This window comes from Actinocorallia lasiicapitis, assembly GCF_054778695.1.
In genome coordinates this window covers 1-18,360 of sequence record NZ_BAAGZI010000090.1, presented here as the reverse complement: position 1 = coordinate 18,360, position 18,360 = coordinate 1, and the positions used below count along the sequence as shown (strand labels likewise).

General features: G+C 70.6%; 16 protein-coding genes. 7 read left to right on the top strand and 9 right to left on the bottom strand.

Going from position 1 to position 18,360, the window contains the following annotated elements:
• The 6 genes from ACYVE7_RS13160 to ACYVE7_RS13135 form a co-directional block, all read right to left on the bottom strand.
• Positions 1-2,527, bottom strand: a 2,527-nt coding sequence (locus tag ACYVE7_RS13160) for an ATP-binding protein (RefSeq protein ID WP_460364931.1), incomplete at its 3' end; no start/stop codon positions are given.
• A 328-nt stretch (positions 2,528-2,855) separates the two neighbouring features.
• Positions 2,856-3,605 (bottom strand): IclR family transcriptional regulator, encoded by a 750-nt coding sequence (locus ACYVE7_RS13155; RefSeq protein WP_460364930.1) that lies wholly within the window; start codon positions 3,603-3,605, stop codon positions 2,856-2,858.
• A gap of 19 nt (positions 3,606-3,624) precedes the next feature.
• Complete coding sequence (locus ACYVE7_RS13150) at positions 3,625-3,993, bottom strand: MerR family transcriptional regulator (protein ID WP_460364929.1); 369 nt, start codon at positions 3,991-3,993, stop codon at positions 3,625-3,627.
• 87 nt (positions 3,994-4,080) lie between these two features.
• Positions 4,081-4,848, bottom strand: a complete 768-nt coding sequence (locus ACYVE7_RS13145) for an enoyl-CoA hydratase/isomerase family protein (RefSeq protein ID WP_460364928.1) — start codon at positions 4,846-4,848, stop codon at positions 4,081-4,083.
• 125 nt (positions 4,849-4,973) lie between these two features.
• Positions 4,974-6,125 (bottom strand): acetyl-CoA C-acetyltransferase, encoded by a 1,152-nt coding sequence (locus ACYVE7_RS13140; protein ID WP_460364927.1) that lies wholly within the window; start codon positions 6,123-6,125, stop codon positions 4,974-4,976.
• 127 nt (positions 6,126-6,252) lie between these two features.
• Positions 6,253-8,253 (bottom strand): MFS transporter, encoded by a 2,001-nt coding sequence (locus ACYVE7_RS13135; protein ID WP_460364926.1) that lies wholly within the window; start codon positions 8,251-8,253, stop codon positions 6,253-6,255.
• A gap of 121 nt (positions 8,254-8,374) precedes the next feature.
• Between ACYVE7_RS13135 and ACYVE7_RS13130 the strand changes: the two genes are divergently transcribed.
• A complete protein-coding gene (locus tag ACYVE7_RS13130) occupies positions 8,375-8,512 on the top strand; it encodes a hypothetical protein (protein ID WP_460364925.1) in 138 nt (45 codons plus the stop codon).
• A gap of 79 nt (positions 8,513-8,591) precedes the next feature.
• A complete protein-coding gene (locus tag ACYVE7_RS13125) occupies positions 8,592-9,260 on the top strand; it encodes a class I SAM-dependent methyltransferase (protein WP_460364924.1) in 669 nt (222 codons plus the stop codon).
• On the opposite strand, the gene ACYVE7_RS13120 is transcribed toward ACYVE7_RS13125, so the two are convergent.
• From ACYVE7_RS13120 to ACYVE7_RS13110, 3 genes are all read right to left on the bottom strand, one after another.
• On the bottom strand, positions 9,253-11,412 hold the full coding sequence (locus tag ACYVE7_RS13120) for an ATP-binding SpoIIE family protein phosphatase (RefSeq protein WP_460364923.1): 2,160 nt from the start codon (positions 11,410-11,412) through the stop codon (positions 9,253-9,255). The genes ACYVE7_RS13125 and ACYVE7_RS13120 overlap by 8 nt on opposite strands.
• An 81-nt stretch (positions 11,413-11,493) precedes the next feature.
• Positions 11,494-12,195, bottom strand: coding sequence for a metal-dependent transcriptional regulator (locus tag ACYVE7_RS13115; RefSeq protein ID WP_460364922.1), 702 nt, complete (start codon positions 12,193-12,195; stop codon positions 11,494-11,496).
• Positions 12,196-12,291: 96 nt separating this feature from the next.
• Positions 12,292-13,389 carry a citrate synthase 2 gene (locus ACYVE7_RS13110; protein ID WP_460364921.1) on the bottom strand — a complete coding sequence of 366 codons (1,098 nt, stop codon included), beginning with the start codon at positions 13,387-13,389 and terminating at the stop codon, positions 12,292-12,294.
• A 125-nt stretch (positions 13,390-13,514) separates the two neighbouring features.
• On the opposite strand from ACYVE7_RS13110, the gene pdxH reads away from it, so the two are divergent.
• The 5 genes from pdxH to ACYVE7_RS13085 all read left to right on the top strand — a co-directional run bounded on the left by pdxH (position 13,515) and on the right by ACYVE7_RS13085 (position 18,322).
• Entirely contained in the window at positions 13,515-14,180 is a 666-nt protein-coding gene (pdxH, locus tag ACYVE7_RS13105; RefSeq protein ID WP_460364920.1) for a pyridoxamine 5'-phosphate oxidase, read from the top strand.
• Complete coding sequence (locus ACYVE7_RS13100) at positions 14,177-15,433, top strand: MFS transporter (protein WP_460364919.1); 1,257 nt, start codon at positions 14,177-14,179, stop codon at positions 15,431-15,433. Before pdxH ends, ACYVE7_RS13100 begins: the two co-directional genes overlap by 4 nt.
• Positions 15,434-15,444: 11 nt before the next feature.
• Positions 15,445-16,560 carry a phosphoserine transaminase gene (gene serC / locus ACYVE7_RS13095; RefSeq protein ID WP_460364918.1) on the top strand — a complete coding sequence of 372 codons (1,116 nt, stop codon included), beginning with the start codon at positions 15,445-15,447 and terminating at the stop codon, positions 16,558-16,560.
• A gap of 100 nt (positions 16,561-16,660) precedes the next feature.
• On the top strand, positions 16,661-17,602 hold the full coding sequence (locus ACYVE7_RS13090; protein WP_460364917.1) for a hypothetical protein: 942 nt from the start codon (positions 16,661-16,663) through the stop codon (positions 17,600-17,602).
• 24 nt (positions 17,603-17,626) lie between these two features.
• Positions 17,627-18,322 carry a hypothetical protein gene (locus ACYVE7_RS13085; RefSeq protein WP_460364916.1) on the top strand — a complete coding sequence of 232 codons (696 nt, stop codon included), beginning with the start codon at positions 17,627-17,629 and terminating at the stop codon, positions 18,320-18,322.
• Positions 18,323-18,360: the final 38 nt, after the last annotated feature.

Below are 18,360 nucleotides of genomic sequence, written 5' to 3'. Positions count from 1 at the left end.
CGAGCAGCGCCCGCGCCCGCAGCGGTTCGGCCCGCGCCACGGCGTCGTCGAGGAAGCGGAGCGCCCGCGCCCGGTCGCCGGACGCGGCGGCGTGCTCCGCCGAGTGGTAGAGCGCCTTGGCCAGGTCGTAGGGGTGGTCGAGGGCCGTCCAGGCGTCGCGGACGGCTGCCCAGCCGGGTTCCTCGCCCCGGATCCTGGCGGCGTGCGCCTCGAAGGTGACCTTGTGGGCGTGCTGGAGTTCGCCCGGCACCGGCAGCGACGCCGCACGCGCCGCGTACGGGGCGAGCTCGCCGGGGTTCGCGCAGGCCAGGGCCGTGGCGACCAGTCCGGGCCAGGTGTAGCGGGCCTCGTCGCTCATCCCGGCGTGCTCCTTGAGCGGTTCCGCCGCGGCCAGCGCCAGGTCGGGACGGCCCTGGGCGAGCCGCAGCACGATCTCCATCTGGGTCACCGGCAGGATGTCCTCGGCCCGGCGGAGCGGGCCGACCGCGCACGCCGACCGGGCCGCGGGCAGCAGCCCCTCCGCCTGGTCGAGTTCGCCGCGCGCCAGGTGGACGGTCCCGGCGAGGAAGAGCAGCCCGCTGCGGTGCCGGCGGAGCGGCCGCCGTTCCAGCGCCCGCTCGATGATCACCAGGGCCTCGTCCCAGCGGCCGAGCGCCACCATCGGCTCGGCCATGTTGATGCCGAGGACCGTGCCGACGGTCCGCATCATCCCGTAGCCCTGCGCCTTGTCGATGCCGCGCCTGGCCTCCCTGATGGCCTCCTCGTGCCGGCCCATCCCCTCCAGCACATGGGAGCGCGCCAGCTCCAGCCGGAGGATGTCGTCGAGGTCCTCGGTCTCGGCGATCAGCGGTTCCACGGCGTCGAGCAGCGCCATCCGCTCCTCGTCCGGCCGGGTGCTGCGGACGGCCAGGGTGATCCGGGCGCTGGACTCGGCGGTGGCGTCACCGATCCGTGCGCCCAGCTCGGCGGCGTCCCGCGCGTACCGTCCGGCCTCCTGGGAGCAGCCGGGCAGCTTGTACAGATGGACGGCCATCATCGCCAGCGCCCGCGCCTTGATCTTGCCGTCGGCCGGCAGCATCGCGATGGTGTCGCGCATGTCGCCCAGGCTCTCGATCCGGTTCTGCCCGTAGAGCAGCACGCCCCGCAGCCCGAGCAGGACCGCCCGGTCCTCGGGACCCACCTCGCCTCTGAGCGCCTGGGTGGCGAGCTTGATACCGCGCTCGTCCTCGCCGGCGCTCCGCGCGAACTCCACCGCCTTGATCATCACATCGAGATGGCGGACGGCGGCCCGCCGGTCCGCGGGCACCCGGTCCCAGAGTTCCAGGACCCGTTCCAGCATCCGCAGCGCCTCGGCGTGCGCGAACTTCGACGCCGCCTCCTCGGCCGCCGCCCAGGCGCTCTGCAGGGCCCGGTCCAGCTCGTGGGCCGCGTACCAGTGGTAGGCGCGCTCGCCGGTGGCGCGGCCCGGCGCGACCAGCCCCGGACGTTCGGTCAGCGCCTCGGCGTACCGGCGGTGCAGCCGGCTCAGCTCGCCCGGCAGCAGATCGTCGTAGACGGCCTCACGGATCAGGGCGTGCCGGAAGGAGTAGCCCTCCCCGTCGGGGACGAGGATGTTGGCGGCGACCGCGGGCCGCAGATTCCGGTTCAGCTCGGCGTCGTCCAGCCCCGCGACGGCCGCCAGCAGCTCGTGCTCGAACCTGGTGCCGCCCGCCGCGGCGACGCGCAGCAGCTCCTGGGTGTCGTCCGGCAGTTTCTGGAAGCCGATCAGCAGCAGGTCGCGCAGCGAGTCGGGCAGCATCCGGCCACCGATCTCGGCCAGCGCCTCCGCGAACAGCGGGTTGCCCTCGCTGCGCTGGAACACCTGGTCGACGATCGGTTCCCCGGGGTCGTGGCCGAGGGTGTGGTGCAGCAGCCTGCGGGTCTCGGCGCGGGTGAAGCGGCGCACCTCGACCCGGTCGACCAGCTCCACGCGCGCCAGCTCCGCCAGCAGCGGCCGGAGCGGATGGGCGCGGTCCAAGGCGTCACTGCGGTAGGTGACGACGATCAGTACCTCGCCGCCGAGGTTGCGGATCAGGAACTCCAGCAGATCGCGGGACGACTTGTCGGCCCAGTGGGCGTCCTCGATCACCAGGGCCATCGGCGCGAGCCGCTCCAGCAGCGTCAGCACCAGCTCGAACATCCGGGCCCTGGACTCCACCGAGGAGTCCTGCGGCTCCCCGAACTCCGGTAGCAGCCGCGCCAGCCCGCTCGCGCCCGGCAGCAGCTCGCCGACCCCGTCGACCCCGATCTCCCGGACCAGGGTGCGCAGCGCGGCGCTGAACGGCGCGAACGGCAGCCCGTCGGTGCCCATCTCGACGCAGCCGCCGGCCAGCACCCGGACCCCGGCCTGCGCCTGGAACTCGCGGATCAGCCTGGTCTTCCCGATCCCCGCCTCACCGCCGACCAGCAGCGCGGCCGGCGCCTCCGCCAGCGCGCGGTGCAGCCTCTTCAAATCCTTGACGCGGCCGACCAGGGGGTGAGGGGTCACCTGATCCAATATGCCAGGTGAAATGAGTGTTTCCGAATGATTAAGCCGGTGGCGTCACCTTTGGACGCGCCTAGCTGGACGCGCATAGCTCCGTGGCCGGGGAGCCCCCTCCCGCTTCCCAGCCACGGAGCCGTCGGACCACACGGGAACTTGTGGTGTGGCCTCCGGCCCTCCACCCCGGGGTTGATCCCGCCCAGCGCTGGGCGGAGAGGCGAGCGAGGGACCATCTGGCCACGCCCAGTCTCCCGCCACGAGACGCCCGGCACATCGGGAGACTCCCCGATGCGCCTACCTAATTCACGGCCGGGACATACCTACGAGCCGCAGGTCACAGCGTCAACGCCAGACCGATCCTCGCGGCGACCTCCTGCATCCGCTGGACGTTCGCCTGGACGTGGCCGAGCCGCCCGGCCCGGCACGACACCGCCAGCGCGCCCACCACACCGCCCTCGTCGTCGGTGACGGGAACGGCCGCGCAGCCCGTGCCGATCGCGTACTCCTCCTTGTCGAGGGAGACCCCCGACGGGCGGAGCATCCGCAGCAGCCGGTCGGCGCTGGTGATGGTGTGCGGGGTCAGATCGACCAGCGGATGCCGGGACAGGTAGTCGCGGCGCCGGTCGTCCTCGAGCTGGCCGAGGATGCACTTGCCGATCGCGGTGGCGTGCGCGGCGTCGTCCAGCCCCACCCACAGGTCGACGCGCGGGGTGCGCGGCCCGTCGGCGACGTCGATGATCCGGATCTCGTCGTCCTCGTGGACGCCGAAGTAGGCGGCGACGCCCAGCTCGTCGCGGAGCCCCTGCAGGATCGGCCGGATCCGGGCCAGGGTCCGCTGGGTTCTGCCCTGGGCGTGCAGGGCGCCGACGCTCGCGCCGAGCACCCACACCCCGTCGGGCAGTTTGTCGACATAACCCTCGTGGGCGAGGGTGCGCAGCAGGTGGTAGGCCGTGGCCAGCGGCAGCCTGGCCTCGCGTGCGAGCTGTTTGGCGGGGGCGCCGCCGGGGTGGGCGGCGACGGTCTCCATGAGATGCAGCGCCCGCTGCACGGAGGCGATGAGCGTGGGTTTGCGTGTCTCCTCCATCACGGAAAGCGAACACCGTTCACCCCGAGCGGTCAAGCCGTTTGCCGAACTCGCGTTTGGCGACCTGGTCGATCGGTGGAACCGTCGCCCGCCGCCGCGGTCCGCCGCCGCGTTTGAGCGCCGTCTCCAGCTCCTTCACGCGGTCCTCCAGCTCCAGGATCCGCCGTACCGCCGCCAGGGTCAGGCCCTGGCCGACGACCAGCTCGTGCACGTACACGAGCCGCTGGATCTCCGCCCGCGTGTAGCGGCGCTGCCTGCCCTCGGTGCGCGAAGGCGACAGCACGCCGTGCTCGTCCAGCCTGCGCAGGAACGCCTGCTGGACGCCGAGCATCGAGGCCACCTGGCCGACGGTGTAGAGCGGCGCCTGATCGTCGTCGATCGCCAACATGAGCAGAAAGATAACGATCTCGGCCGGGTTCTCCCCCGCCCGAACCCCCGCAGACACGTAAAGGTCGCGTGCGGATCGGCGGGCGGCTCAGGTTCCGGTGAACTCCGGCGGCCGCTTCTCCAGGAACGCGGTGATGCCCTCTTTGGCGTCGTCGGTCTTGGCGAGCTCGACCAGCTCACCGAGGAGCTCCTCGACCTGGACGTCCAGGGCCTTGCCCTCGCTCGCGAAGAACGCGGCCCGCCCCCGCGCGAGGCTGAGGGGCGACTTGGCGGCGATGGCGCGCGCCAGCTCGTGGACGCGTCCGTCGAGCTCGCCCCTGGGCACCGCCTCGGTGATCAGCCCGATCTCCACACCCTGCGCCGCCGAGATGTACTCGCCGGTGTAGTACAGCTTGAACGCCTGCTTGGGCGCGACGTTCCGGCCGATGATCGCCATGATCATCATCGGCCAGAGCCCGACGTTCACCTCGGGCGTCCCGAGCTTCACGTCGTCGGCGGCGATCACGAGGTCGGCGCTGACGGCCAGCCCGAGCCCGCCCGCGACCGCGCTCCCGTTGAGCCGCGCGATCAGCGGCTTGCCGAGCTTCGGCGCCGCCGTGAACAGCTTGTAAGGCGCGCTCTCCTTGATCGCCCCTTCGGCCCCGTCCAGCCGAAGCGACCCGAGGTCCGCCCCGGAACAGAACGCCCGATCCCCGGCGCCCGTCAACACGACGACCCGCACCTCAGGATCTTCCCTGGCCCGATCGAACGCCGCCAGAAGCTCCCAGATCATCCCCTCGGACAGCGAGTTCCGGGCCTCCGGCCGATCAAGCGTGACGGTCGCGATCCGATCGGCGACCTCGTAGCGAACCGACATCAGCAACCCTCATCTCTCACGACGACCCCGTCACTGCGCGCGGGTCTTCGCGGCCCGCGCAGAACCGCGCCGGTGCGGCAGCGGACTGCCGCACCGGCGCGGTTCATCAAAAGCAAGCGCTCGCTCTAGATGCGCTCGATGATCGTCGCGTTCGCCTGGCCGCCACCCTCGCACATGGTCTGCAGGCCGTAGCGGCCGCCCGTGCGCTCGAGCTCGTGGAGGAGCTTAGTCATGAGGATGCCGCCGGTGGCGCCGAGGGGGTGGCCGAGGGCGACGGCGCCGCCGTTGGGGTTGACCTTGGCGGGGTCAGCGCCGAGCTCCTTCTGCCAGGCCAGGACGACCGGCGCGAAAGCCTCGTTGATCTCGGTGACGTCGATGTCGGCCATGGACAGGCCGGACTTCTTGAGGGCCTTCTCGGTGGCCGGGATCGGGCCGGTCAGCATGTACACCGGGTCGGAGCCGGCGAGCGCGAGGGTGTGGATGCGGGCGCGCGGGGTGAGGTTGTGGGTGCGCACGGCCTCTTCGGAGGCGATGAGCAGCGCCGACGCGCCGATCGCGATCTGGGAGGAGACCGCAGCGGTGATCACGCCGTCCTCGCGGAGGGTCTTGAGCCCGGCCATCTTCTCGAGGGTGGTGTCGGGGCGGGCGCATTCGTCGCGCTCCAGCCCGGCCAGCGGGGCGATCTCGCGGTCGAAGTAGCCGGCCGCGATGGCCTTTCCGGCGCGGATGTTGGATTCGAGGGCGAACGCCTCGAGCTCCTCGCGGGTCAGGCCCCACTTCTCGACCATGAGTTCCGCGCCGCGGAACTGGGAGATCTCCTGGTCGCCGTAGCGGTCCTTCCAGCCCTGGCCCCAGGGCATTCCGGCCTTGGCGTTCCAGTTGTCGTCCAGCGGGACGGAGGAGCCCATCGGCACGAGCGCCATGTTCTCGACGCCCGACGCGATGACGAGGTCCTGGGTGCCGGACAGGACGCCCTGCGCGGCGAAGTGGACCGCCTGCTGGGACGAGCCGCACTGGCGGTCGATGGTGACGCCGGGCACCGACTCGGGCAGCCCGGCCGACAGCCACGCGGTGCGCGCGACGTCGAGGGTCTGCGCGCCGGCCTGCATCACACAGCCCATGATCACGTCTTCGACGGCGGCGGGGTCGATCCCGGTCCGCTCGACGAGGGCCTTGAGCACGTGCGCGCCCAGGTCCGCGGAGTGAACGTCCTTGAGGGCACCCTTCTTGGTGCCGACAGGGGTACGAACCGCACCGACGATGTACGCCTCGGCCACGACGCCTCCAGAATCTCCGTTGAAAGGGGCTGGCAGTTGACCGAACCGTATTCGGTCGAATGTCAGTGGCAGCTTACCGCCTGGTAGGCCGCCACCCAACCGTGACCCCCGCCACGTCCCAGGCCGGTCAGCCGCGGCTGAAAGTGCCCTGGTCGGCGTCCGAGCCGAGGGAGGTGCGGGCGATCTTGTCGAGGAGGGTCTGCAGTTCGGGGTTGGCGTCGGGTTCCCAGCCGTCCAGGAGGTGGTGGAGTCCCTTGGTGCGGGCTTCGACCAGCTTCTCGTCGGCGGCGCGGCCCGCGGGCGTCAGGACGACGTCGCCGCCCGAGCGCACGGCGTAGCCCTCGGAGACGAGCCGGTCGACGAACGGGGCGCCCTCGGTGCGCGGGATGTCGCCGCGCTGGGCGAGGGTCTCCCCCGGCATCCGGCCGCCGGCCGCGGCGACCCGGCAGAGCACCCACATGCTGCCGGCCGGCAGGTCGACCCCGGCGCGCATCCCGAGCCCGGTGTACAGGGTGCGGGCGTCGGCGTCGGAGCGCAGCAGCCGCGCCAGCGACATCTCCAGTTCGGCGAGGGAGGTGCGGCTGGTCGGCGCGCCCATCCCCTCGGCCAGGTCGGCCTCCCGGTTCGTGGTCTTCAGCGGCACCTCCTTGAGGAACCAGCTCAGCACGAACGCGACGGCCGCGATCGGCGCGGCGTACAGGAACACCGACTGGATCGCGTCGACGTAGGCGCCGAGGATCGCCTGGGCGTCCTGCGGCGGCAGCTTCTTGATGACGGCCGCGTTCTGCTGGAGCTCCTCGACGTTCACACCGGGCGGCAGGGTCACCCCGCGCAGCGCGTTGGCGATGTTGGTGGCGAGCGCGTTGCTGAACACCGAGCCGAACACCGCGACCCCGAACGAGCCGCCGATCGACCGCAGGAAGGTGTTGCCGGACGTCGCGACCCCGAGGTCCGCGTACGGCACGTTGTTCTGGACGGCGATCACCAGCACCTGCATCACACAGCCGAGGCCGAAGCCGAGCAGCGCGAAGTACAGGCTCTGCTCCAGCGTGCTGGTGGTGGCGTCGAGCCGCGCCAGCAGCAGCATCGAGACGGTCGTGATCGCCGTGCCGACGATCGGATAGATCTTGTACCGGCCGGTCCTGGAGATGAGCTGCCCGGAGATGATCGACGTGACGAGCAGCCCGCCCATCATCGGCAGCAGCGCCAGCCCCGACATGGTCGGCGAGACTCCCTTCACCACCTGCAGGTACACCGACAGGTAGGTGAGCGCGCCGAACATCGCGAACCCGATGACGAACGCGATCAGACCGCAGATCGAGAACACCGAGCTCTTGAACAGGTGCAGCGGCAGGACGGGTTCGGCGGCGCGCCGTTCGGCGAACCACCACAGGACCATCAGCAGGGCCGCCGCGACGAACAGCCCGATGATCGTCGCGGAGCCCCAGGGGTACTCGGTGCCGCCCCAGGTCGTCGCCAGGACCAGGCAGACGGCGGCCGCGGCCAGCGTGAACGTGCCCAGGTAGTCGATCTTGTGCTTGGTCCGCTCGGCCTTCGGGTGCAGCGCGACCGAGATGACGACCAGCGCGATCACGCCCAGCGGGACGTTCACATAGAACACCCAGCGCCAGCTCAGATGGTCGACGAAGAACCCGCCGAGCAGCGGCCCCGCGACGCTCGACACCCCGAACACCGCGCCGAACAGCCCCTGGTACTTGCCGCGTTCGCGGGGCGGCACCACATCGCCGACGATCGCCATCGCCAGCACCATCAGCCCGCCGCCGCCGAGGCCCTGCAGCCCGCGGAACCCGATCAGCGAGCCCATGCTCCAGGCCAGACCGCAGAGGATCGACCCGATCAGGAAGATCACGATCGAGATGATGAAGAGCGGTTTGCGGCCGTACTGGTCGCCGAGCTTGCCCCACAGCGGGGTCGACGCGGTGCTGGCCAGCATATACGCGGTGACGACCCACGACAGATGGTTCAGCCCGCCGAACTCGCTGACGATCGTCGGCAGGGCCGTCGACACGATCGTCTGGTCGAGTGCCGCGAGCAGCATCCCCAGCATGAGCGCGACGAGGACCCAGCCGAGTCCGCGCTCCTTGCGTCCCGCGTGCTGTCCCGCCATGGCACCGCCTTCCGATCGATCCTCTGGTCCTCCGGCCTACCCCGGATGATCTTCAAAGGAATCCATGGAGAGCACCAGGAAACCGTCTACTGTGGGCACTATGGATGGCATCGTCACCCTTGTGTTGCTCGCAATTCTCTGCGTCGTCATCGTGGGGAAGGTCACGGGCTGGATGCGGCTCTCCACCCCCGCCCGCTCCGCCACCATGATCGTCTTCGTGCTGGTCGTCCTCGCGCTGTGGGGCCAGTCACTTACTTGAGCGAACGGTGAACCGTTCGGCCCTCCGCTCCGTCTCATCGGGTTGACATCCCACAGGCGCGGGCGGAGAGGAGCGGGCGATGACCCTCGCAGCGGCGGGCACCCTCGCCGTCTTTCTCGACCGGCTCGTCGAGTTCGCCGAGCCGTCCCCCACCGACCACTGCCTCGACGTCGCCTACGGGCCGAGCCCCGTCGCCGCGGCGCTCGCCCCCGCGGTGCGGCGCGTCACGACCGTCGGGATCGGGCCCGAGCCGTCGGGCGAGCTGAGCGGCAACCCCGCCGCGCTCCCCTACGCCGACGCCTCGTTCTCGCTGGTCACCGCCCGGTTCGCGCTGCACCGGCTGGGCGATCCGCGCGCCGCGCTCCGCGAGATGCTGCGGGTCTGCCACCCCGCCGGACGGCTCGTCGTCGCCGATCTGGCCCGCACCAACCAGTCGTCCGACCACCGCGACGCCCTGGAACGGGTCCGCGACCCCAGCTACCGCGCCACCCCGCCGATCGGCGACTTCACCGCGATGATCGAATCCGCGGGCGCGACCGTCACCAAACTCGACCTGGTCACCGTGGAACGGCCCGCCGAACCGTGGCTGACCGCCGCCCGCAGCCCGCGGATCGCCGACCACCTGCGCGAAGTGCTGCTCGCCGAGGTCGACGGCGGCCCGAAGACCGGCGCCCGCCCCCGCATGATCGGCGGCGAACTCTGGTTCACCCAGACCTGGGCGCACATCACCGCCGTCCCCACTAGCTGAGGGGCAGCTCGAACCAGACGGCCTTGCCGTCGGGAGTGGGCCGGGAACCCCAGCGGGTGGCGAGCTGGTCGACCAGGTACAGGCCGCGGCCGCCCTCGTCGGTCTCGCCCGCGCTGCGGATGCGCGGCAGCCGCAGATCGGGGTCGAACACCTCGACCCACAGACAGTTCGCGCCCTTGCGGAGCCGCAGCCGGAACTCCTGCTTGACGGGCTCGGGACGGCCCAGGCCGTTGCCCAGATCCCAGTCGTCCTCGTCGAAGTTCACCTCCGGCGCGCCGACCAGGGCCCGTTTCGGGCTCGGCACGTTCGTGGCGTGCAGCACCACATTGGTGACGACCTCCGAGACCAGCAGGCACGCCATCTCGGCCTGGTCGTCGTGCATCCCCCACGCGGCGAAGGTCTCCGACGCCAGCCGCCGCGCCTCCGACACCATGATCGGTTCCGCCGGGAAGACACGGTCCTCGACGGCCAGCTCCTCCGCGGCGGTCCTGATCACGACCAGGGCGACGTCGTCGTCGATGTCCCCCGGCAGCGCCGCGAAGATCGCGTTGGCGACCGACTCGACGTCGCGGCGCGCCGTGACGGCCACCGCGCCCTCGACCATCGCCCGCGACTCCTCCGGCGTGAAGAACCTGCCGTCCTCCCGCGGACGGCGCTCGACCAGGCCGTCGGTGTAGAGGATCAGGGTGCTGCCGGGCGTCAGGGTGATCGAGTCCTCGTTGAACATGATCTCGCCGCCGAGCCCCGACGAGCGGATCCCGAGCATCGCGCCCCTGGCATCACGGAAGTCGAGCTCGTCGACCCGGCCGTCCTGGACGAGGATCGGCTGGTCATGGCCCGCGTTGGCGAAGGTCAGCTCACGCGACCACGCGTCGTAGACGAAATAGGTGCACGACACCAGCGGCGGGCGCGGCAGATCGGGCTGCGTCACCGTCCGGACCCATTCGTCCAGCTTCCGCATGATGTCGGCGGGCGACTTGTCGTCCTGGGCGAAGGCCCGCAGCGCGGCCCGCAACTGCCCCATGACGGCCGCCGCCCGCGCCCCGCGCCCCTCGACGTCACCGATGACGATCCCGACCCGGCCCGCCGACAGCGGGATCACGTCGTACCAGTCGCCGCCCACCTGGGTCTGGATGCCGTGGCCGTGCGATTCGATCGGCTTCGCCGGCTCGTACCGCCACGCGATCTGCAGCCCGTCGAGCTGGGGCGGCCGCTCACCGGGCAGCAGGTACTTCTGGAAGGCGAGCGCGGTCTCGCGCTCCTCCTCGAACAGCATCGCGTTGTCGACGGCCAGCGCCACCCGACCGGCGATCGCGCCCACCAGATCCCGGTCGAAACCGTCGTAGTGCGGGTCGGGCCTGCGGCCCAGATGCGACAGCGCCAGATTCATGACGCCCAGCACCTCGCCGCGCGCCACCAGCGGCGCCGAGATCGTCGAGGTCACGCCGAGCTCGGCGGAGATCCCGGTGACGTCGTCCTCGAGCACCGCGTCGCGGCGCTGCATGGCCCGCATCGCCTGGTGCTCGGTCGGATAATGGACCTGCTCGCCGTCCTCGGCCCAGGTGCCGGGCGGCGGGGTCCAGCCGCCGGTGTGCCGGGACGCCCTGCGGAACAGCTTGTCGCCGCTGTACAGATCGATGAAGACGTGGTCGGCGAACTGCGGGACCAGGGTCTCGGCGACCTGCCGGAGCGTCACCTCCAGCTCCAGCGAGCCCGCCAGCCGGGTGCCGATCCGCTCCAGCAGCCCGTATCTGTCCTGTTCGCGCTGGTTCGACCGGAGCGCCTCGCGCGCGAAGATCGCGACCCCGTCGATCGCCCCCGACGGATGCCGCAGCGGCACCGCGTGGGCACGCGTGTAGACCGAGGTGCCGTCGTCCCGCAGATTGCAGAACGTGCCCTCCCACACACCGCCCTTGAGCACGTGTTTCGCCAGCTCCGTGGCCTGCTCGTGATCCTCCTCGGCGATGCCGAGGGACAGCACGCTCTGCCCGATGAACTCGGCCCCGCCGAATCCGAACAGCTTCTTGGCGAACGCGTTGCTGTAGATGATGTTGCTGAAGCGGTCGCAGACGATGACCGCCATCTCCATCTGGTTGAGCACCGTCTCGGGCGGTAGCTGAGCCTCGAAAGGGGGTTCACCCCAGTGCTTCATCCGCTCACCACCTCCGGCGCCCATGATGCGCTGAAAGCACGGGGCGCGGCAGTGAAAGTGCGGAGATCTTCAGCCAAGGTGTCAGAGTTTAGCGACAAAGACGTGTTCGGCGATGCGCCGAGGAAGCTCTGTCGCAGGACCGTCCGCTGAGTCGTCACAGGTCACTCGCACACCGTCGTCGCCAACCGCGAGGGTGACCTCGCGTCCGGGTTGAATCCCGACCTGCTTGAGTCTAAGCATCAGTTCGTGGTCGCTCTGTACCTGTTCGGAGATCCGGCGGACCACCGCGTGCTGGCCGTCGCGGGTGGCGGCGACCGTCATCGCGGTCAGCCGCTCGGAGCCGGGCACGTCGGCCTTGCCGCCGAGCTCCTCAAGACCGGGAATGGGGTTGCCGTGCGGGCAGGAGGTGGGGTTGTCCAGCAGCTTGACCAGCCGCTCCTCCACCTCCTCGCTCATCACGTGCTCCCACCGGCACGCCTCGACATGGACGTCCTCCCAGGGAAGGCCGATCACGTTGACGAGCAGGCATTCGGCCAGCCGGTGCTTGCGCATGACCCGCACCGCGAGCCCACGGCCGGTTTCGGTCAGTTCCAGGTGGCGATCGCCCTCGACGCGCAGCAGGCCGTCCCGCTCCATCCGGGCCACGGTCTGGCTCACCGTCGGCCCGCTCTGGGAGAGGCGTTCGGCGATTCGGGCGCGCAGCGGGACGATCCCCTCCTCTTCGAGCTCGTACACCGTACGGAGATACATCTCCGTGGTGTCGATCAGGCCATGTGAGGTCAAGGGTTTCCTCCAGAAGTTTCGGAACCGAGTCTACTTGAAACGGCGGCACCCCTCGGGTTCTTCCCGAGGGGTGCCGCCGTTGTCGTCACAAGCCTTTTACAAAGCGGGGAACCCGGCGACCTCGTCGATCGGGCGGTTGCCCGGGCCGATGTAGCGGGCGGACGGGCGGACGAGACGTCCGGTCCGCTTCTGCTCGAGGATGTGGGCGGCCCATCCGGCGGTGCGGCCGCAGGTGAACATCGCGGGCATCATCGCGGTCGGCACCTGCGCGAAGTCCAGGATTACGGCGGCCCAGAACTCGACGTTGGTCTCGATGGGACGGTCCGGGCGGCGCTCCCGGAGTTCGGCGAGCGCGGCGTCCTCCAGGGCCTTGGCGGCCTCGTAGCGGGGGGCGTCGAGCTCGCGGGGGGTGAGCGGGAGCACCCGGGCGCGCGGGTCCTCGGCCCGGTAGACGCGGTGGCCGAAGCCCATCAGCCGCTCACCGTTGTCGAGGATGTCGGTGACGACCTTGCGGGCGTCGCCGAGCTGCTCGACCCGCTCGACCATCGGCAGGACACGGGCGGGCGCGCCGCCGTGCAGCGGCCCCGACATGGCGCCGATGGCGCCGGAGATCGACGCGGCGACGTCGGCGCCGGTGGAGGCGATCACCCGGGCGGTGAAGGTGGAGGCGTTGAGCCCGTGCTCGGCGGCCGACACCCAGTAGGCGTCGATCGCCTTGACGTGCCGGGGATCGGGTTCGCCGCGCCAGCGGACCATGAACTGCTCGGTGATCGTGGACGCCTCGTCGACCCGGCTCTGCGGGACGGCCGGCAGCCCCAGGCCGCGGGCGCTCTGGGCGACGAACGACAGCGCCTGGACGGAGGTGCGGGCCAGGTCGGCGCGGGCCTCGGAGTCGGTGATATCGAGCAGGGGCCGCATCCCGTAGACGGTCGCGATGGTCGGCAGCGCCGCCTGGACGTCGACGCGGACGTCGCCGGAGCGGACGGGCAGCAGATGGGGCTCGGCGGGGGCGAGGCCCGGATCGAAGGAGTCGTCGACCAGCAGGCCCCAGACCCGGCCGAAGGAGACCTTGCCGACCAGGTCCTCGATGTCGACGCCCCGGTAGCGGAGCGCGCCGCCCTCCTTGTCGGGCTCGGCGATGGCCGTCTCGAAGGCGACGACCCCTTCGAGTCCGGGCTTGAACTCATCAGACATGGATTGCCTGCCTCTCGTGTTCCCCTGCGGCATTGATGGAGGGACATTGAACCGCGCCCTGGTTACTGGCCAGTACCCCAGGGTTGGCCCGAGTACGCCCCGGGAAGATGAGAGGCTGCTCAACTGTGGAGCGTTCCCCAGCCGACCCGGCAGCACTGCGCGAATCCTACGAAGACGGCGAACTCGTCGAGGCCACCGCGCCCGCCGAGCCGTTCGCACTGTTCACGGCGTGGTTCGCCGACGTGGTCGGGGCGGGAGTGCCCGATCCCAACGCGATGGTGCTGTCCACGGCCTCGGCGGACGGGGAACCGCACGCGCGGACCGTCCTGTTGAAGGGGTACGGGACCGACGGGTTTCGGTTCTTCACTAATCACGGGTCCGGCAAGGGGCGTGATCTTGCGGAGAACCCGCGGGCGAACCTGCTGTTCCCCTGGCACCAACGCCAGCGACAGGTGATCGTCAACGGGACGGTCAACCGTTTGCCGCAGGAAGAGACCGCGGAGTACTTTCATTCCCGGCCGTACGGGTCGCAGATCGGCGCCTGGGCGTCCGTCCAGTCCTCGGTCGTCGACTCCCGGCAGGAGCTCGAGAAAAGGTTCGCCGAAATCTCGGGCCGCTGGCCGGAATCGGACACGGTTCCCGTCCCGGACTTCTGGGGCGGCTATCTGGTGACCCCCGTCACCGTCGAGTTCTGGCAGGGCCGGACGAACCGGCTGCACGACCGGCTCCGCTACCGGCGTGGCCACGGCTCGGACCTCGACTCCTGGACCCTGGAGCGCCTCTCCCCGTGAAGCTGCTGATCGACACCGCCCCGCTCCGCCACCCCGCCTACCGGCGGCTCTGGATCGGGCAGACCGTCGCGTTCACCGGGACGCAGATCACGGCCGTCGCGGTGCCGGTGCAGGTCTACGCGCTGACCCGCTCGTCGTTCTGGGTGGGGGTGCTGGGCGTCGTCGGGTTCGTTCCGCTGCTGGTGTTCGGGCTGTACGGCGGGGCCATCGCCGACCGGTTCGACCGGCGGCGCGTCCTGCTGATCTCGTCGGTGGTCTCCTGGGTCGCGACGCTCTGCCTGCTGGCCCAGGCCGTGCTGAACCTGGGCAGTATGGCGATCCTGATCGGGTGCGTGGCCGTCCAGTCGGGGGCGTTCGCGATCTCCTCGCCCGCGCGCGGCGCGATCATCCCGCGGCTGCTGCCCGACGAGCAGATCCCGGCCGCGATGGCGCTCGGTTCGACCTCGATGCACGCCTCGATCCTGCTGGGGCCGCTGCTCGCCGCGGGCGTCCTCACCACCGAGAGCTACTGGATCGCCTACCTGATCGACGCGGTGCTGTTCTCCGTCGTGCTGTGGGCGGCGCTCCGGCTGCCGTCGGTGCCGCCGCTGGAGGAGGCGGGCGAACGCTTCTCCGGCTGGCGTTCCGTCCTCGACGGCCTGCGCTACATCGCCGCCCAGCCCGTCCTGCTGATGTCGTTCGTCGTCGACATCATCGCGATGGTCTTCGCGATGCCCCGCGCCCTGTTCCCCGAGATGTCCGACACCCATCTGGGCGGCGGCTCGGCCACCGGCCTGCTGGTCGCGGCGCTGGGCCTCGGCGGGCTGGCGGGCGGCCTGATCTCGGGCTGGATCGGCCGGATCGACCGCCAGGGCCTCGCCCTCACCGCCATGGTCGCGATCTTCGGTGTGGCGATCGCCGCTGCGGGCCTCACCCGCTCGCTGTGGCCCGCGGTCGCGCTGCTGGCCGTCGCCGGGGCCGCCGACATGATCTCCGGGGTGTTCCGCCAGACCATCCTCCAGACCTACGCGCCCGACGAGATGCGCGGCCGGCTCCAGGGGGCGTTCACCGTGGTCGTCGCCGGCGGCCCCCGGCTGGGCGATCTGCGCTCGGGGGCGATGGCCTCGGCCGTCGGCGTCACCGCCTCCTGGGTGTACGGCGGAATCGCCTGCACGGTCCTGGTCGTGGTCGCCGCGCTGCTGGTCCCGGCCTTCCTGCGGTACCGCGTCTCGGCATCCGATACCGACAGGCGATCTCTGGAGCAGGTCAACTAGGGTGGGGTCGCGTGAGCGACATCGTCATTCCCGCAGAGATCAAGCCCGTTGACGGCCGCTTCGGCTGCGGTCCGTCCAAGGTCAGGCCGGAGCAGCTCCAGGCGCTCGCCGCCTCCGGGGCCCAGTACTTCGGCACCTCGCACCGGCAGAAGCCGGTCAAGTCCCTGTTCGGCAGGATCCGGTCGGGGCTGTCCGACCTGTTCTCGCTGCCCGAGGGCTACGAGGTGCTGCTGTCCAACGGCGGCACCACCGCGTTCTGGGACGCCGCGGCGTTCGGCCTGGTGCGGGAGAAGTCGCAGCACGTGACGTTCGGCGAGTTCTCCTCGAAGTTCGCCAAGGTCGTCGCGGGCGCGCCGTGGCTCGGCGACCCGACCGTGATCTCCAGCGAGCCCGGCACGCACCCGCTGCCCGTCGCCGAGGCCGGGGTCGACGTGTACGCGCTCACCCAGAACGAGACCTCGACCGGTGTCGCGATGCCGATCAAGCGGGTCTCCGATGACCCCGACTCCCTGGTCCTGGTCGACGCGACCTCCGGCGCCGGCGGCCTGCCCATCGACGTCTCCGAGACCGACGTCTACTACTTCGCGCCGCAGAAGTGCTTTGCCGCCGACGGCGGGCTGTTCGTGGCGCTGGCCTCGCCGCGCGCCCTCGCCCGGATCGACGAGATCGGGAACTCCGGCCGCTACATCCCCGAGTTCTTCAACCTCCAGACCGTGGTCGACAACTCCGGCAAGGACCAGACCTACAACACCCCCGCCGTGGGCACCGCGATCCTGTTCGCCGAGCAGATCGAGTGGATGAACGCCAACGGCGGCCTCGCCTGGACCACGGCCCGCACCGCCGACTCCTCCTCGCGCCTGTACACCTGGGCCGACAAGTCCGAGTACGCCACCCCGTTCGTCGTGGACCCGGCGCAGCGCTCCCAGGTCGTCGGCACGATCAACTTCGCCGACTCCGTGGACGCCGCGGCCGTCGCGAAGGTGCTGCGCGCCAACGGGATCGTCGACACCGAGCCGTACCGGAAGCTGGGCAAGAACCAGCTCCGGGTCGGCATGTTCCCGGCCATCGACCCCTCCGACGTCGAGGCGCTGACCGCCTCGATCGACTACGTCGTGGAACGTCTCTAGGGTCACGTAGGCTCGTCGCTGTGTACCGTCCCACCCGCTGGCTGCTGCCGACCGTCCTGATCATGCTTGTACTGGCCGTGGTCGTGGGTACGTTGCTGAGATGAACCCGATCTTGAGCGTCACACTGGCCGCCGTCCTCCCGTTGTCGGGGGGCGGCGGCGCCAAGGTGGCGTTCCGGCTGGCGGATCCGGTGATCAGCGAGTCGTCGGGGCTGGCGGCGTCCCGGCAGCATCCAGGGATCGTCTACACGTTCAACGACTCGGGCGGCTCCACCCAGGTGTTCGCGCTCGACGACCAGGGCCGCACCCGGGCCGTGTTCACGATCGCGGGGGCCGCCAACCGCGACTGGGAGGCGATGGCCCTCGGCAAGGACTCCCGCGGCCGCGACGCCCTGTTCCTCGCCGACATCGGCGACAACATGCATGGCGCCTGGCCGACGGTGAAGATCTACCGGGTCACCGAACCGGCCGAGATCAAGAGCAGGACCCTCTTCTCGACGGCGTTCACGTTCAGCTACGCCGACGGGGCCAGGGACGCCGAAACCCTGATGATCGACCCCCGGGACAACCGGCTCTACGTGGCGTCCAAGCTGCTCGGCAACGGCAAGGTCTACCAGGCTCCGGCGAAGCTCAGCACGTCGCGGACCAATGTGCTGCGGCCGGTCGGGCCCGCGCACTCCTTCGCCACGGACGGGGCGTTCGCGCCCGATGGCAGCTCGTTCGTCATCCGGGGTTACTTCTCGGCCAGTCTTTACAGTGCTCCCGGTCAGCTCATCACGACCGTGGGGCTGCCGTCGCAGGAGCAGGGCGAGGGCATCACCTACACGCCGGACGGCCGCGCCCTCCTGATCAGTTCCGAGGGCGAGGACCGGAAGGTGTGGCGGGTTCCGCTGCCCGAGAAGGCCCTGCCTGTCCCGAAAGACGCCGCGCAGGGCGGTGAGACCGAAAAGACACCAGGTGAGGGAACCAATAAGGGCTTGGGACTGTTCGTTCTGATTGGAGTGGGTGTGGCTGTGGTCGCGTACGGCCGCAGACGAAAGTGAGTGGAGCGTGTCACTATTCCTCCTGTGGACCACGAGCTCGTCGGCCTGAGGGCTGAGGGCCGGCGCCCCCCGGGCGGTGCCCCCTTCGTCCTGCTCGCCTTCGCCATCGCCCTTGTCCCGATCGAGCCGGCCTGGCTGTGGGCCCTGGCCGTGCTGACGTGTGCCGCGCTGCCCCTGGTGGTGCCCGGCACCAGGCCCGGCGCGTCCTGGCGGCTGTCCGCCGACGGGCTGGCCCTGACGGGCCGGGACGGGAGCGTCCGGCAGGAGTACAAGGCGTCGCGGATCGATGAGCTGTCGATCACCGCGGACGAGCAGGTGCTGACCGTCCACCACAAGTTCGGCACGACCCAGCTCGGCACCCTGCCCGAGATGGGGTTCGAACCCCACACCTTCTTCGTGACGGCCCGCAGGCTCGGGATCAAGATCAGGGTCGTGGACGGCGACTACGCGCCCGACCCCGACGAGGAGCAGGACTACCTCGACGTCGAGGCGGCGTTGATGTCGGCGGTCGTCGAGGAGTCGGTTCCGGCCGGGGAGCCGGTCACGCTGAGCTCGCTCGGCGCACGCCGGATCAGGACCAGGGCGATGGTGGCGACCGGGGCGCTGGCGCTGGTCGCGGCGCTGATGGTGGCCGCGACCGCCGAGTCCGAGCCGACCCTCGCCGACAGGTTCCCCGCGGCGCTGTGGGCGCTGGCGGCGCCGGCGGCGATGACCAGGTAGTCGAAGGTGATCCGCTTCGGCGGGCCCTCGACCGGCTG